General features: G+C 66.0%; 19 protein-coding genes and 1 pseudogene. 13 read left to right on the top strand and 7 right to left on the bottom strand.

Annotation, left to right across the window (positions count from 1 at the left end):
- Positions 1-150: 150 nt before the first annotated feature.
- The 3 genes from ACODS5_RS09805 to ACODS5_RS09795 are packed head-to-tail and all read left to right on the top strand — an operon-like array spanning position 151 to position 2,509.
- Complete coding sequence (locus ACODS5_RS09805) at positions 151-1,953, top strand: glycoside hydrolase family 15 protein (protein ID WP_489108517.1); 1,803 nt, start codon at positions 151-153, stop codon at positions 1,951-1,953.
- Entirely contained in the window at positions 1,928-2,206 is a 279-nt protein-coding gene (locus tag ACODS5_RS09800) for a type II toxin-antitoxin system RelE/ParE family toxin (RefSeq protein WP_489108516.1), read from the top strand. The genes ACODS5_RS09805 and ACODS5_RS09800 overlap by 26 nt, the downstream gene beginning before the upstream one ends.
- Positions 2,207-2,221: 15 nt before the next feature.
- Entirely contained in the window at positions 2,222-2,509 is a 288-nt protein-coding gene (locus ACODS5_RS09795) for a HigA family addiction module antitoxin (protein ID WP_134694187.1), read from the top strand.
- Between the two features lie 127 nt (positions 2,510-2,636).
- Here the strand turns inward: ACODS5_RS09795 and glpT are convergent, their stop codons facing one another.
- Entirely contained in the window at positions 2,637-3,989 is a 1,353-nt protein-coding gene (gene glpT / locus ACODS5_RS09790) for a glycerol-3-phosphate transporter (RefSeq protein ID WP_217853863.1), read from the bottom strand.
- A gap of 215 nt (positions 3,990-4,204) precedes the next feature.
- Here glpT and ACODS5_RS09785 point away from each other — a divergent pair, with 215 nt between their 5' ends.
- From ACODS5_RS09785 to ACODS5_RS09740, 10 genes are all read left to right on the top strand, one after another.
- Entirely contained in the window at positions 4,205-5,245 is a 1,041-nt protein-coding gene (locus ACODS5_RS09785; protein ID WP_489108514.1) for a helix-turn-helix domain-containing protein, read from the top strand.
- Between the two features lie 193 nt (positions 5,246-5,438).
- Positions 5,439-5,927: a DUF2589 domain-containing protein gene (locus ACODS5_RS09780; RefSeq protein ID WP_134691900.1), complete on the top strand. Its 489-nt coding sequence runs from the start codon at positions 5,439-5,441 to the stop codon at positions 5,925-5,927.
- Positions 5,928-5,938: 11 nt separating this feature from the next.
- A complete protein-coding gene (locus ACODS5_RS09775) occupies positions 5,939-6,553 on the top strand; it encodes a DUF2589 domain-containing protein (protein WP_110698588.1) in 615 nt (204 codons plus the stop codon).
- Between the two features lie 86 nt (positions 6,554-6,639).
- Entirely contained in the window at positions 6,640-6,912 is a 273-nt protein-coding gene (locus ACODS5_RS09770) for a hypothetical protein (RefSeq protein ID WP_134691901.1), read from the top strand.
- Positions 6,912-7,217: a hypothetical protein gene (locus ACODS5_RS09765; RefSeq protein ID WP_134691902.1), complete on the top strand. Its 306-nt coding sequence runs from the start codon at positions 6,912-6,914 to the stop codon at positions 7,215-7,217. The genes ACODS5_RS09770 and ACODS5_RS09765 overlap by 1 nt, the downstream gene beginning before the upstream one ends.
- 43 nt (positions 7,218-7,260) lie before the next feature.
- Positions 7,261-7,434 carry a hypothetical protein gene (locus ACODS5_RS09760; RefSeq protein WP_489108513.1) on the top strand — a complete coding sequence of 58 codons (174 nt, stop codon included), beginning with the start codon at positions 7,261-7,263 and terminating at the stop codon, positions 7,432-7,434.
- Positions 7,435-7,465: 31 nt separating this feature from the next.
- The gene (locus tag ACODS5_RS09755) at positions 7,466-7,855 is read left to right on the top strand and encodes a hypothetical protein (protein ID WP_489108512.1); all 390 of its coding nucleotides are present in this window, start codon (positions 7,466-7,468) and stop codon (positions 7,853-7,855) included.
- A gap of 91 nt (positions 7,856-7,946) precedes the next feature.
- On the top strand, positions 7,947-8,729 hold the full coding sequence (locus tag ACODS5_RS09750; RefSeq protein ID WP_489108511.1) for a glycoside hydrolase family 19 protein: 783 nt from the start codon (positions 7,947-7,949) through the stop codon (positions 8,727-8,729).
- A gap of 77 nt (positions 8,730-8,806) precedes the next feature.
- The gene (locus tag ACODS5_RS09745) at positions 8,807-9,361 is read left to right on the top strand and encodes an EndoU domain-containing protein (protein ID WP_489108510.1); all 555 of its coding nucleotides are present in this window, start codon (positions 8,807-8,809) and stop codon (positions 9,359-9,361) included.
- 72 nt (positions 9,362-9,433) lie between these two features.
- Entirely contained in the window at positions 9,434-9,694 is a 261-nt protein-coding gene (locus ACODS5_RS09740; RefSeq protein ID WP_489108509.1) for a hypothetical protein, read from the top strand.
- 48 nt (positions 9,695-9,742) lie between these two features.
- Here ACODS5_RS09740 and ACODS5_RS09735 read toward each other — a convergent pair whose 3' ends face one another.
- The 6 genes and pseudogenes from ACODS5_RS09735 to ACODS5_RS09710 all read right to left on the bottom strand — a co-directional run bounded on the left by ACODS5_RS09735 (position 9,743) and on the right by ACODS5_RS09710 (position 14,244).
- A complete protein-coding gene (locus tag ACODS5_RS09735) occupies positions 9,743-11,029 on the bottom strand; it encodes a PQQ-dependent sugar dehydrogenase (RefSeq protein WP_489108508.1) in 1,287 nt (428 codons plus the stop codon).
- Positions 11,026-11,496 (bottom strand): DUF2231 domain-containing protein, encoded by a 471-nt coding sequence (locus ACODS5_RS09730; protein WP_167659482.1) that lies wholly within the window; start codon positions 11,494-11,496, stop codon positions 11,026-11,028. The genes ACODS5_RS09735 and ACODS5_RS09730 overlap by 4 nt, the downstream gene beginning before the upstream one ends.
- Before the next feature lie 64 nt (positions 11,497-11,560).
- Complete coding sequence (locus ACODS5_RS09725) at positions 11,561-11,866, bottom strand: NIPSNAP family protein (RefSeq protein ID WP_134691909.1); 306 nt, start codon at positions 11,864-11,866, stop codon at positions 11,561-11,563.
- A gap of 58 nt (positions 11,867-11,924) precedes the next feature.
- A complete protein-coding gene (locus tag ACODS5_RS09720; RefSeq protein ID WP_489108507.1) occupies positions 11,925-12,485 on the bottom strand; it encodes a lipocalin family protein in 561 nt (186 codons plus the stop codon).
- A 61-nt stretch (positions 12,486-12,546) separates the two neighbouring features.
- Positions 12,547-13,122 carry a hypothetical protein gene (locus ACODS5_RS09715; protein ID WP_489108506.1) on the bottom strand — a complete coding sequence of 192 codons (576 nt, stop codon included), beginning with the start codon at positions 13,120-13,122 and terminating at the stop codon, positions 12,547-12,549.
- Between the two features lie 105 nt (positions 13,123-13,227).
- Positions 13,228-14,244, bottom strand: a pseudogene (locus tag ACODS5_RS09710) (XdhC family protein).
- Between the last annotated feature and the right edge of the window lie 45 nt (positions 14,245-14,289).

The raw sequence follows: 14,289 nt of genomic DNA, 5'->3' as shown, positions 1-14,289 counted from the left end.
GGCAACGGCAACGGCAACGGCAACGGCAACGGCAACGGCAACGGCAACGGCAACGGCAACGACAACGACACACTCCGCATTGGGTGCGTCGATGGAACCCGCCATCGTGCCTTGGCATCCAACCTCAAGCCCCCCACTCGAGGTCCCGCGATGCCCGCCCAGATCGAAGACTATGCCCTCATCGGCAACTGCCGTAGCGCCGCCCTGGTCAACCGCGATGGCGCCCTCGACTGGCTGTGCCTGCCGCGCTTCGACGCCCCGGCCGTATTCGCCGCCCTGCTGGGCAACGAAGAGAACGGCCGCTGGCGCATCGCCCCCAGCGACCCCGTCGAGCACAGCACACGCCGCTACCTCGATGACACCCTGGTGCTGGAAACCATCTGGACCACCGCCAGCGGCCGCGCCCGGGTGCTCGACTGCATGCCCCTGGGCGAACACAACGCCGTGTTGCGCATCGTCGAAGGCCTGGCCGGCGAGACCGCGTTCGAGATGGACCTGGTGCTGCGCTTCGACTACGGCCGCAGCGTGCCCTGGGTCGAAAAACTCGACCCCCTGACCCTCAGCGCCGTCGCCGGCCCCGACCGCCTGATCCTGCGTAGCACCACCCAAACCCACGGCCGCGACCACCACAGCGTCGCCCGCTTTCGCGTAGGCCCAGGTGAACGCCAAGTGTTCAGCCTGTGCCACCAGGCCTCGCATCTGCCCGTGCAGCCCGGTTGCGATGTCGACCACGACCTCGAGCAGACCATCGACCAATGGCAGGCCTTCGCCGCCCGCTGCCCCGAGGTCGGCCCCTACACCGGGCTGGTGCGCCGTTCGCTGCTCACGCTCAAGGCCATGACCTATGCGCCAACCGGCGGCATGGTTGCCGCCGTCACCACCTCGCTGCCCGAGCGCGTCGGCGGCGAGCGCAACTGGGATTACCGTTACTGCTGGCTGCGCGACGCGACCATGACCCTGCTGGCGCTGATGAACCTCGGCTACTTCGACGAAGCCCAGGCCTGGCGCGAATGGCTGCTGCGCTCGGTGGCGGGCAACCCCGAGCAGATGCAGATCATGTACGGGCTGGCCGGCGAGCGCGACCTGCCGGAGTTCAGCCTGCCCTGGCTGCCCGGTTACGAGCATTCGCAGCCGGTGCGGGTCGGCAATGCCGCGTCCGAGCAGTTGCAGCTGGATATCTACGGTGAACTGGCCGACGCCATGACCCAGGCCATCAAGGGCGGGCTGCCGCGTCATCCGCGCAGCGCCGCCATCGCCCGCTCGATCCTGCCGTACCTCGAAAGCATCTGGCGTGAGCCGGACGAAGGGCTGTGGGAGGTGCGCGGGGGGCGCCAGCACTTCGTGCATTCCAAGGTCATGGCCTGGGTTGCCTTCGACCGCTCGGCGAGCCTGGCCGACACCACCGAGGAAGGGCGTGAACGGGGGCGACATTACCGCCAGGTGGCGGACCAGATCCGTGACGAGGTCTGCCGTCGCGGGCTGGCTGCCGACGGGCGTCACTTCGTCCAGGCCTACGGCTCGACCGAGCTGGACGCGAGCCTGCTGCAGATCGCCCTGACCGGCTTTTTGCCCGCCGATGATCCACGCTTCCTGCGCACCCTCGAACAGATCGAAACCCGCCTGCTGCGCAACGGCCTGCTGCTGCGCTACGACAGCGACAGTTGCAGCGACGGTCTGACGCCAGGGGAGGGGACGTTCCTGGTGTGTTCGTTCTGGTTGGCGGATGTCTACGTGCTGCTGGGGCGGCAGGAGGAGGCGCAGGTGCTTTATGAGCGGCTCACGGCCTTGTGCAATGACGTGGGATTGCTGGCCGAGCAATACGACCCGGTGGGCAAACGGATGCTGGGGAATTTCCCGCAGGCGTTCAGCCATATCGGCATCATCAATACCGCGCTGAACCTGCACCGGGCGCAGTGTCCGGTGCGGGATCGGGCGAGAACATGCAACCTGTGACCCTGTTGCAGCCACGCGTTGTCAGCACCAGCTAGGTACCCAGCCTGCGCATGCGCAGCGTTTGCCACGGCAACTGCAGTTTCTTGACAGTGCCGCGGTCCCCGCCGACCTGTGCATTCCCGGCTGGCAACTGCATCCACTCAAGGGTGAGCGTGCGGGCTCATGGTCGGTCAGCGTGTCCGGCAATTGGCGGCTGGTGTTCCGCTTCACAGGTTGCGACGTCGAGTTGGTCGATTACCTCGACTATCACTGATCAGGAGTCCCTATCATGCCTATGCACAATCCGCCTCATCCCGGCGAAACGCTGCGTGAAGATGTTCTGCCCGCCCTTGGGCTGACGGTGAAGGCGTTTGCCGCGCACCTGGGTTTTTCGCGCGAGGCACTATCCCGTGTACTGCACGCTCGCGCGGCGGTCTCGCCGGACTTGGCGGTGCGGCTGGAAATGGCAGGTATCAGTACGGCACGGCTATGGTTGACGATCCAGGTGGATTACGACATCTGGCAGGCCCGTCAACGCCAGCAGCCGGTTATTACCCGGTTGTTCCAGGCGGCGTGAAGCGATCCGTCGTGGGCAAGCTCACTGCGCGCCAGGGTGACGGTGGGCTGGGCGCGCAGTTACAGGCCTGGCAGGCAAAAAAAACCCAGGGCACATGCCCCGGGTTTTTTTCATGCCGTCAGATGCATCAAGCCGTAGCTTCACGCCCGGCGCTTGCCGCCTTGGTATGGCGCAGTGTCGGGATCAGGAACGCAATCGCCAGCACACACGCGCTCACCAGCATCACGAAGCCACCGTCCCAGCCGAAGTGGTCGACGGTGTATCCCATCGCCGCGCTGGCCGCGACCGAGCCACCGAGGTAGCCGAACAGCCCGGTGAACCCGGCGGCGGTACCGGCGGCTTTCTTCGGCGCCAGCTCCAGGGCCTGCAGGCCGACCAGCATCACCGGCCCGTAGATCAGGAAACCGATGGAGAACAGGGCGATCATGTCGATGGTCGGGTTGCCTGGCGGATTGAGCCAGTACACCAGGGTGGCCACGGTCACCAGGGCCATGAACACGATGCCGGTCAGGCCGCGGTTGCCGCGGAAGATCTTGTCGGACATCCAGCCGCACAGCAGGGTGCCGGGAATGCCGGCCCATTCGTAGAAGAAGTACGCCCACGAAGTGGTGTCGACGCTGAAGTGCTTGGCTTCCTTCAGGTAGGTCGGCGCCCAGTCCAGCACGCCGTAGCGCAGCAGGTAGACGAACACGTTGGCCAGGGCGATGTACCACAGCAGTTTGTTGCGCAGCACGTACTCGACGAAGATTTGCTTGGCGCTGAACTCCTGCTCATGGCTCTCGTCGTAGCCCTCGGGGTAGTCGTTCTTGTACTGCTCGACCGGCGGCAGGCCGACCGACTGCGGAGTGTCGCGCATCATCGCGAAGGCGAACACCGCCACCAGCACCGCCACCGCGGCGGGTACATAGAAGGCCGCGTGCCAGTCGTTGGTCCAGCCAAGGCCGAGCAGGAACAGCGGGCCGATCAGGCCGCCGCCGACGTTATGGGCGACGTTCCATACCGACACCACGCCGCCGCGCTCCTTCTGCGACCACCAGTGCACCATGGTCCGCCCACTCGGTGGCCAGCCCATGCCCTGGGCCCACCCATTGATGAACAGCAGCACGAACATGATCGCCACGCTGGAGGTGGCCCAATGCGCGAAACCGAAAATGAACATCACCCCGGCCGAGATCAGCAGGCCGAAGGGCAGGAAGTAGCGCGGGTTGGAGCGGTCCGAGACCAGGCCCATGAGGAACTTGGACAGGCCGTAGGCAATGGCGATGGCCGAGATCGCCAAGCCCAGCTGGCCACGGGTGTAGCCCTCTTCTTCGATCAGGTAGGGCATGGCCAGGGAGAAGTTCTTGCGCAGCAGATAGTAGCCGGCGTAGCCGAAGAAGATCCCGGCGAAAATCTGCCAACGCAGGCGCCGGTAGGTGCTGTCGACGCGCTCGTCGGGCAGCGGCGCCTGGTGCGCGGCAGGGCGGAAGAAGGCAAACATGGTGAAGCTCCCAACTTGTTATAGGTATGCGAAATCGAATTTTACATTTTCGTTAGGGAAAAAATACGGGTTATTCGGGCAATTGCTGTTGTTTTGTGAAAGCCCATGGCAGCCGTTGCATCCGGCGGCCTTGCAGCAGTAGTGGCAATTGGCTACGGAACGCTCGGAAGTGAACCACTTTTCCGGCTCAACTCAAGGAGAGATGAGCCTTCATCATGGAAAACCACGCCTCGCCCACCCACCCTCGTACCCCCAACTCCCTCGACACCTGCCTACCGCACCTGCATATCGTGACCGACGACTTTGCCAACTGGCGGCAAACTGCCGACCTGTTGTTCAACCCCGTTGCCGGCGCAGGCTCGGCTTTCGTCGCCTCGCTCAAGGTCTTTCATTTCCAGCGCTTTTTGCTGTGCAGCGGACGCCTGGCCGCTGCCCGGTATGAGCGCGACCGTTCTCGATTGGGCTGGTGCGACCTCGACCACTACCTGCTGCACCTGCCGTTGCAGCATGGCCTGGCCTGCGCCAATGGCCTGCGCGTTCGCCCTGGGGATGTAGTGGCACTCGACCTGAGCCAGCCCGCGACCTTCGGCATGACGGCCGGCGAGGGCCTGAGCCTGGTGGTGCCGCGCACGGCGTTTGGGCAGGAGCCCCCGCTCCTGCATGGCTTGCGCCTGCGCCGGGACAGCGCGGTGGGACACTTGCTGGCCGGCCTGCTGACTTCACTCGCCGTCGCCGCGACACAGTTGAGCCAGGCGCAGGCGGTGCAGCTGGGCTCGCCGTTACTGAGGGTGGTCGCTGCCTGCCTGCTCAGCGAAGGCACGCAGCAGCAGGCCCTGGTGCCGTCCAGCCAAGGGGCGCTCGGGCGCCGGGCGCGTCAGTACATCGAGCTCAACCTGCACCGCGACGATTTGACCCCGGCACACCTGGCCAAGGCCGTGGGCACCTCGCGCAGTCAGCTGTACCGCGCCTTCGCGCCCTTTGGCGGGGTCGGGCACTACCTGCTGCAGCGCCGTCTGCGACGCTGCCTGCTGGCCCTGGGCGAGCCTGGCAATGCCGGGCGGCGCATTGGCGACCTGGCCTATGCCCATGGATTCGTCGACGAGGGGCATTTCAGCAAGGTGTTTCGCAAGGCGTTCGGATTATCGCCCCGGGCCGCGCGCCGCGCACTGCAACGCGGTGAACTGACCGGCCTGCGCCTGTCAGCCAGCGAGCCACCTTCGCTGGCGCGCTGGCTGCACGCACTCGCCGACCAATGACATTGGGACCGCTGGCCAGGTTTCCGGGACGCATGGCCCCGGACGCCTGGCGCCGCTCGCCGTACGCTGGCCTCACCTGCTAACCCAACCACCCATCAACCCGGTGCCGTCGTCAGGGCCTGAACCTGCAACGCGCGATCCCCCGAAGCCACCCGGACGGCATCGGCACCGCAACAGACAAGGAGCGTCGGACGTGGCGAATCAATCCCTCCATCACCTCATCCAGAGCATCGCCGGCGCGGTCGCCGAGGCGCAGGACAAGATCCAGCGCTTCCAGGTCTCGACCGTGCGCCAGTACTTCGACGAAGACAACCGCCCGGTCAGCATCGATGTGCGCCTGCCATCCCATTCGCCCGAGGCGCGCGAAGGCGAGGAGCGCGTGGTGCGGGTGCCACTGCTGTCACTGGTGGGGGCACGGCTGATGGCCGTCAAGGACATGGAAATCTCGTTCGAGGTAGGGCTGAACGCCGATGACGGCTCGGCCGCGAACGTCGGGCCGGCAAAACCCGGCGCCGATGACTCGGGCTGGCCGAGCGAGAACCACAAGGCTCTGAACGTCGACCTGGGCGTTCGCCGCAATGGTGAAGGCGGGCCACTGGCGCGCGTCACCCTCAAAGTCGAAACCCAGCCCCCTTCGGAGGGGATGGCTCGGCTGCTGCAAAACCTCGATAAATTGATCTAGGAGAGACACAGATGGCTAACTTCTCGATGGGTGACCAGTTCCGCGGCCTGCCCATGGGCGACCTGATCGGTGGTCCGCTGACCGCCGCTTGCGACGCCCAGGTCCGCCTGGCCAACGCTACCGCCGACTTCATCAAGGTGATCGGTTTCCTGCCCCCGGCGCCCGACCCGAACAACACCGACCCCAACCGGGTAGGTGATGTGCGCACGGTCAGTTTCCGCTTCGACCGCCCCTCCACCAGCAAGCCCGACGACGGCACCATCCCCATGGAGCGCGTCGAGCTGGAAGTACCGCTGCTGGCGGTGGTCAAGGTGCCGAACCTGTCGATCAACAAGGTCGACATCACCTTCGACATGGAGGTGAAGAACTCCGAGCAATCACGCGAAGCCACCGACGCCCAGGCGGCGATGTCGGCCGAGGCCAGCGTGGGCTGGGGGCCGTTCAGCGCCAAGGTCAACATCTCCGGCTCGGTGTCCTCGCACAAGGAGAACACCCGCTCGACCGACCAGTCGGCCAAGTACCACGTCGAGGTGCACGCCGCCGACGACGGTATGCCGGAAGGGCTGGCCCGGGTGCTGGACATGATCTCGCAGTCGGTTGCGCCAAAAGCCATCACCCAGCAGTAAGGGTGAGCGGCTCAGCGTCAGCCCCAGGTGCGTCTGAGCTGTGACCAGGGGTTGGCCGTCAGTCTTTTCCGGAAAGGAGTTCCGTGATGTTCGATCTAACGGACGTGGGATATGTGAAACGCATCGTCGTCGGCAGCACCGATCCGGAGAAGCTGACGTCGCAGGATGTGATCCAGGCGCAGACCGCGCTGCTCAACCGCTGCCTGAACGAGCCGCCCAAGGGGCGCATCGTCGGCATCGAGAAGAGCTTCAACTTGCTCAACATCGGCGAGCACCAGGTGGTGCTGCAGTCGCTCATCTACCACGTGGGCTTCGCCCGTCGGCCGTTCTGGCTGCCCGACGAGCAGGAGGCCTCGTGATGAACCACCTCGAAGAATTCGTCCAGGCCTTGGGTGGCGCCATGGCCTGCGCGCAGCAGGCCACCGGGTACCGCTGGCCGGGTATCCGCATCGCCCAGATGCAAGTGGTGCTGGCGGCGACCGTCGAGCCAGGCGACGCCCCAGGCTGCCTGGCCATACGGGTCGGCCGCGCGCCACGCGGCAAGCAAACCGTGCATGAGTTGAGCATCGCCGTGCCCGGCGATGCCCAGGAGGCGATTGTCGTGCGCCTCGATGGCGAGCTGTTCGGGCACTACCGGAGGCCCGGCGATGGCCAGGCCAACTGACCGCTCGATGCGGCTACTGCTGTCAACCCAGGAGACCCGAACCATGCGCACCCTCTTGAAGAAGAAGCCCGGCGAACCGGCGCGGATGTCCACCGCCAGGCGTGTGCTGTGCGCCATCGGCGCGGCGCTGTTGTCGGCGCTGGTGGCCCTCGGTGCTATCCAACCCGACCTGGCCTTGGCCATCGCCAAATGGGCGGGGCTGGTGCTGGCGTTCTGAACCCTGCGATCAACCAACAAGGAGAGTCACCATGAAACAGCAACTGGCAACCGTACTGGTGGGGGCCTTGGCCCTCACCAGCCTGGCCTCGGCCTGGGCCGTCGAGTACCGCGGCACGCTCAAGGACGAGGGGCGCAACATTCCCGTGGTCGTGGATATCGAGCCCAGTGCCGGGCTGGGGGATCGGGCAGGCAATGTGCGCTTCAGTGGCGATTGGAAATGCGGCTTCGACCTGGAATACAGCGGGGTCAACGGCCAGGTCGACAGCTATAGCCTCGAGGGCGCGGGCCCCGGCCGCTGCGGACCACTGACGCAGGGCTACCTGCAGAGCAGCCAAGGTGGCGGCGGCTTGCAGCTGCAACTGTTCACCCAACGCAACAAGCTGGCCTACAGCCTGACCGTCTTGCCGTCCGGCAAGTAACGCCGCCACCCGACACCTTTCGTTCCGCCAACAAGGCACGGCTTGCCCGCTGCCCCACGGGGAGCGGCTTGCCCGGAAAAAGGAGCAGACCATGTGCATCACCAACAGCGTAGGAACCGGTGGCAACAACGCGGCCGCCGATGTGCGCAGCCTGCAGTTGCTGCTCAACCTCAACAGCGGCCAACGCGGTTTCAGTTGCGCGCTCGGTACCGATGGCCTGTGGGGCGCGGGCACTCGCAGCGCCCTGGAGAACTTCCAGCAGATCATCGCCAGCCCGGTGGGCAAGCCAGTGGTGGCGGGCGATGCGACCCTGGCCGCGTTGCGCGGCGGCCTGTCCGGCGGGCTCACCCAGGCCAAGCTCTGGTTGGCGCTGATCAACGCCAGCAGCGCACGCATCGCCGCGTTCCATCAACCCGTGCTCGATGTGCTGACCCGCTACCGCATCGACACGCCGCTGCGCATCGCCCACTTCCTCGCGCAGATCGCCCATGAGAGCGGTTGCCTGCGTTACACCGAGGAGCTGGCCAGCGGCAGCGCCTACGAGGGGCGCAAGGACCTGGGCAACCTGCAGCCGGGCGATGGCCCGCGCTTCAAGGGCCGCGGGCTGATCCAGCTCACCGGCCGCGCCAACTACCGCCAGTACGGCCAGTACTGCAAGCGCGACTTCGAGAACAAGGACGACCCCGCCCTGGTGAGCAGCGATCCGGCCCTGGCGGTGGATGTCGCCGGCTGGTTCTGGGCCAACCGCAAACTCAACGACTGGGCCGACAAGGACGACCTGCGCGAGGTCACCCGGCGCGTCAATGGCGGCTTCAACGGCCTTGACGATCGCGCCGCCTACCTCGTCCGGGCCAAGTGGCTGCTGCTCGGTTGACCCCATTCGCGTTTTCCGCCGGCAGCGGCGGAGCCAGAGGACAACAACGTCCTGTCACTGCAAAAAGGAGCTTCAAGATGAAAAAGACTTTCGCACTTAACCCAGCACGTACCGCACTGGCGGGCCTGGCGGTAATCGGTAGCCTGGCCTTCACCCTGGTGCCGATGGCATCCGCCCAGGCTGCCGTGCAATGTCCGCAGCCCAACTCGGGCGGCGCCCCGGTGGTCAACCAGCAGCATGTGTTCTGCGGCGAGGTGGCCAACAACCGGGCCAAGGGCTTCCATAGCCGACCGGCGGGCCAGCTGCCAGCCACCGTGGCCTTCACGGCGGCCACCACCAATACCCCGCAGGGGCCTGCCGGGATCTATGTGTTGCGTAGTTTCAACATCACCCAGCACGGTGTCACCGCCACCAAGAGCATCTCCACGATGTTCCCGGACAGCTGCTCGCAGGCCAATGTGGTGGCGGCCATCCAGAACGCCTACAACAACCGCACGGCATTGAATGGCAATGAATTCCGCGGCCCGTCGGGCGCGAGCTGCCAGGCCGGCACCCCGGCGGCGTCGTTCAACATCGTCGGCTACATGGATGCCACTGGCACGGTGGTGACCACGGCCTATCCTGACTACTGATTCTGCGTCATCCTCGGCAGGGCCGGGCGCAATGCCCGGCTCTTTTCGTTTTCCCGGCAAAGGAGCCTGCGCATGTCCAACCCTAATACGTCTGGTTTTCAACAGTTCCTCGACGACGAGGTGACGGGTGTTGCTCGCGAGCACCTGCTGGAGAAGGCCCTGGCCGCGCGGCAGAACCGGGTGGTGGAAGCTTACAGTGGCAATGCCTACTACGTGGCCTTCGAAGAGGATGAGGTGGTGATCGAGCACCACTATGTGGAGGATTGGCCCGCCGTGCGCCTGCCTTTGCAGGCGTTCATCGCGGCCTTGCAGACGGATGCCAGCAACCCGTAGGAGCCAGCAAGGCTGGCTCCTACGGGTTGCTGGTGCGAGCGAGCGCAATCACGGCGTGCGGGTCACCCGCCACAGGGTATTGGCCAGGTCATCGGCAATGATCAACGCCCCCTTGGGATCGACCGTCACCCCCACCGGCCGCCCGCGGGTCTTGCCGTCCTTGCCGCGAAAACCGCTGGCGAAGTCCACCGGCTCGCCCGCCGGCTTGCCTGCGCGAAACGGCACGAAGATCACCTTGTAGCCCACCGGGTTGGGGCGGTTCCAACTGCCATGCTCGCCGACGAAGACACCTTCGGCGAAGCGTTCGCCCATGGCCGCGCTGGAGAAGTCCAGCCCCAGCGCCGCCACGTGCGAGCCCAGGCTGTAGTCGGGCTTGATCGCGGCCTGTACCTTCTGCGGGTTCTGCGGCCGCACGCGGTCGTCGACGTTCTGCCCCCAGTAGCTGTAGGGCCAGCCGTAGAACGCGCCTTCCTTGACGGACGTCAGGTAGTCCGGCACCAGGTCCGGCCCCAGTTCGTCACGCTCGTTGACCACGGCCCACAACTGTCCGCTGTCGGGCTGGATGGCCAGCGCGGTGGGGTTGCGCAGGCCGGTGGCGTAGGGGCGGTGGGCGCCGCTCACGGCGTCGATCTGCCAGACCATGGCGCGGTCGGTCTCCACCTCCAGGCCGCGTTCGGTGATGTTGCTGTTGGAGCCGATGCCGACGTACAGGTAGCGGCCATCGGGGCTGATGGCCAGCGACTTGGTCCAGTGGTGGTTGATCGCGGCGGGCAGGTCGCTGACCTTGGTCGGCGGGGCGTCGGCCTTCGTCTGGCCATCCCGGTAGTCGAAGCGTACCAGCGCGTCCTGGTTGGCCACGTACAGCTTGCCGTCGGCGTAGGCCAAGCCATAGGGGGCGTTGAGGTTGTCGGCGAACACCGTCCGCAGTTCGTACTGGCCATCGCCGTCGGCATCGCGCAGCAGGGTCAGGCGGTTGCCGCCCTTGACCTGGGTGTTGCCCTTGGCCTTGATCTGGCTGGCGATCACGTCCTTGGGCTTGAGCTTGGCGGCGCTGCCGCCGCGGCCTTCGGCCACGAGAATGTCGCCGTTGGGCAGCACCAGGCTCTGGCGCGGGATCTTCAGGTCGGTGGCTATGGCGCTGATGCTGTAGCCGGCCGGCACTGTGGGTTTCTGCTCGCCCCAGGCGGCCGGTTGGGCGATCTTCATGCTCGGCAGCAGGCCGCGCTCGGGCGTCGGCAATTTCGGGTCCGGGCCGTGGGCCTGGGTCTGTTCGCCGTCACCGCCGCAGGCGGTGAGCAGCAGGGCCATGCTCAGGGCGCTCAGTGCCAGCTTCATGCTTCACCTCCATGGCGCAGGTTGGTCATGCCGATGGCGGTGGCGATCAGCGCCAGCACGCTGACGATCGCCGACAGCACCAGCCCGGCGGGCATCACCGCCCAGGCGTCCTTGGCGTGCTCGAAGGCGTTGACCAGGCCCAGCAGCCAGGTCGCCAGCAGCACCATGAAATACCAGGTCGGGCGGCCGGCCTTGCGCGGCGCGCGGATCAGGTTGGCCAGGGCGAACAGCAGCGCCAAGCCGCTGAACAGCAGTGCGCCGGCGACCAGCCAGGCGGCGAAGTTGCTCCACTGGATCTGGTAGCTCTGGTAGTAGGCGAGGTCGCTCAGCAGGGCGCCGAGGAACAATGGCACGCTGCCGGCGAGCAGGGTCGCATGCAGTGGGCCGGGGGTGGTACGGGGCAGGGTGGTCGTGGTCACGGAGGCTCCTTGTCGTTCGGCGATCCAGGGGGCGCGCGCAGGGCGCATAGGGGAGGATCGTGAGCAAGGCGCATTAGTTCAGTGCAATCGACTCAGTCCATGCCCCGGGAGTTCAGGCCAGCAGAGGCCGCAGGAAGCTGCGCTCATAGCTGAGGATGAAGCGCTGCTCGGTCGCCAGGGCAAAGGCGGCGATGCACTCGGGGTCGGTCTCGGACGCGCTGCGGTATTGCTCGTAGGTCGCCAGGCTTGGGAAGCTGAACAAGGCATAGGCGACATTGTTGGCACCTTCGCTGGGCAGGAAGTAGCCGTGGTGGGTACCGCCCATGCGATTGACCAGGCCGATCCACAGCTTGGCGTAGGCTTCGAACGCCGGAACCTGGTAGGGGTCGATGATGTACTTGAGGTGGCAGGTGATCATTGCACGCAATCCTTTGGGTGAGCCGGGTGGCTCACCTTACAGGGGCTGTTGCTGGCCGTCACTGGGTGGCGGGTTGGCGCCAGATCAGTTGGTCGGTGGGATAGCCCTGCTGGCGTGCCAGCTCCAGCAACTGTTGGCGGGTCTGGGCGTTGACTGTCGGTGAGCGTGACAGCAGCCACAGGTATTCGCGGTTCGGATGGCCGACCAACGCCACGCGATAGTCCGGGTCGTGGTACAGCACCCAGTACTCGCCCTGGGTCAGGCTTGGCGCCAGGCGGCTGAACCAGTTGTCGAATCGCACCCAGAGCTTGTCGGTGCGCCCGGCCACTTGCGGCTCGGCGATGCCGCGGGCCTCGTTGCGCTGGCCGTCCTGCTCCAGGCAGCTGTTGGTCACGTCGATCCGGCCATCCTTGCGTCGCTCGTAGCGGGCCTCGGACTGCACGCAGTTGCGCTGGAAGAACATCGGCAGGCGCGCCAGTTCGTACCAGGTGCCCTGGTAGCGCTGCAGTTCGACTTGTTGCGTGGTGGGTGGTGGGCGCTCGTCGCGGGCGCTGGAGCAGCCGGCGCCCCGCGCCAGGGTGAGGCAGCAGTAGAACGGCACGGCCAGGCGCATCGCCATAAGGAACCTCCAGAAAGGACAAGGGCTCACAGGTGTTCGATGCGCGGGCCGGGCAAAGGTTTTACTGAGCTGGGCGCGAGGTCTCCACGCTCAGTACTTCGGTGTAGATGGCATCGACGGTCTGGTCGATCTTGAGGTTCTTCATGCGCGCCTGCAGCTCGGGGTCCTCGACCTTGACCACCTGCACTTTGCCTTCTGGTGGCAGCAGGGTCACTTCGTGGGCCTTGAGGTCGATCTTCTTGATCTGCGAAGTGACCTTGACCTGGCGGAAGGCCTCACCGCCAGGGTTGGGATTGGCCGCAGTGGCGCGGATGGTGCCGGACTCCACCGACGCCTTGGGCGCGCCACCCTCATGGGTGTTGAGCACGTAGGCGACCGCGCGGGTAACCTTGATGTCGACCTGGTCGCCAACCTTCAGGTTGGGCAGGGCCTTGGCCTGCTCGGTGAGCTGGAAGGTCACGTCCTTGTCGTTAGGGCCCTTGACCGTGACCTGGCGGTTGGCCAGGTCGATCCTGGTCACTTCGGTGGTGACATGGCTTTGCAGCGCCTCGCTGGCGATGGGCAGTTCGGCGGCATGGGCGGTGAGGCTTGCGGTAGAGATGAGCGCGGCGAGAGCGAGGGCGCGGGTCGGTTTCATTGGCCTGTCTTCCTTGTGGTCGAGGGGGATGCGAGAAGAAGCATAGACACTGGTTGGCAGGTGTGTGGCCAATGTGCTTGCCCCGCGGTGAGGCCGGTTCAGACATTACAAAGGCTGATGATCACGCTCGCGCTTGGCCTTGGACACACTCAGCGCTCCCGGCAAGCGCACGGCATTCTTCGCCGCCAGCACCTCGGCCATCACGCTCACCGCGATCTCCGCCGGGGTCTTGCTGCCTATGTAGATACCGATGGGACCATGTAGGCGTTGCAGCGACTGTTCGGTTTCGCCGAAATGCTCGATCAGCCGCTCGCGGCGCAGTTGGCTGTTGCGCCGCGAACCAATGGCGCCGATCTAGAACGCCGGGCTGTGCAGGGCTTCGAGCAGGGCCAGGTCGTCGAGCTTGGGGTCGTGGCTGACGGCGATGATGCAGGTGCGCAGGTCGGCGTTGCAGGCGCGGACCACGTCATCGGGCATGCCCCTGAGGTGCTCGACGCCGGCCACCGACCAGGTGGCCATGTGTTCGGGGCGTGGGTCGCAGACCGCCACCTTGAAGCCGTTGAACAGGGCCATGGTCGCCAGGTACTCGGCCAGTGCGCCAGCGCCGATCAGCAGCATGCGGTAGCCGGGGCCGAGGGTATTGACCATGTATTGGTCATCGAAGGCGAACTGCGCCGGGGTGGCGGTGACCGCCAGGCTGACCGTGCCGCTGGCCAGGGCCAGTTGGCGACGTACCAGTTGGCCGCCGTCGAGCTGGGTGAGCAGTTGTTGCAGCGGCTCGACGGCGGGGTTGAATTCGAGGATCAGCTCCAGCGTGCCGCCGCAAGGCAAGCCGAAGCGGTGCGCCTCGTCGGCGCTGACCCCGTAGCGGATCACCTCGGGTGCTCGCTGCGGCAGGCCGGGGCCGCCGTAGGCGGTGGTATAGCGCTGGACCAGGTCGTCCTCGATGCAGCCACCGGAGACGCTGCCGACCACCCGGCCATCGCTGCGCAGGGCCATCATCGAACCCACCGGGCGCGGCGAGGAGCCCCAGGTGCGGGCGACGGTGGCCAGCAGCACGGGGTGGCCGGCCTGGCGCCAGGCGTGGGCGGTGCGCAGCACCAGCAGGTCGATGCTTTCCATGGTGGCCTCGGTATTTCGGTGTGTGTGGCCAGTGCCGGGCAAGCC

Source organism: Pseudomonas sp. FG47, assembly GCF_057809115.1.
The sequence above is the reverse complement of the archived record's forward strand: the minus strand, read 5'-3'. Positions and strand labels throughout refer to the sequence as shown.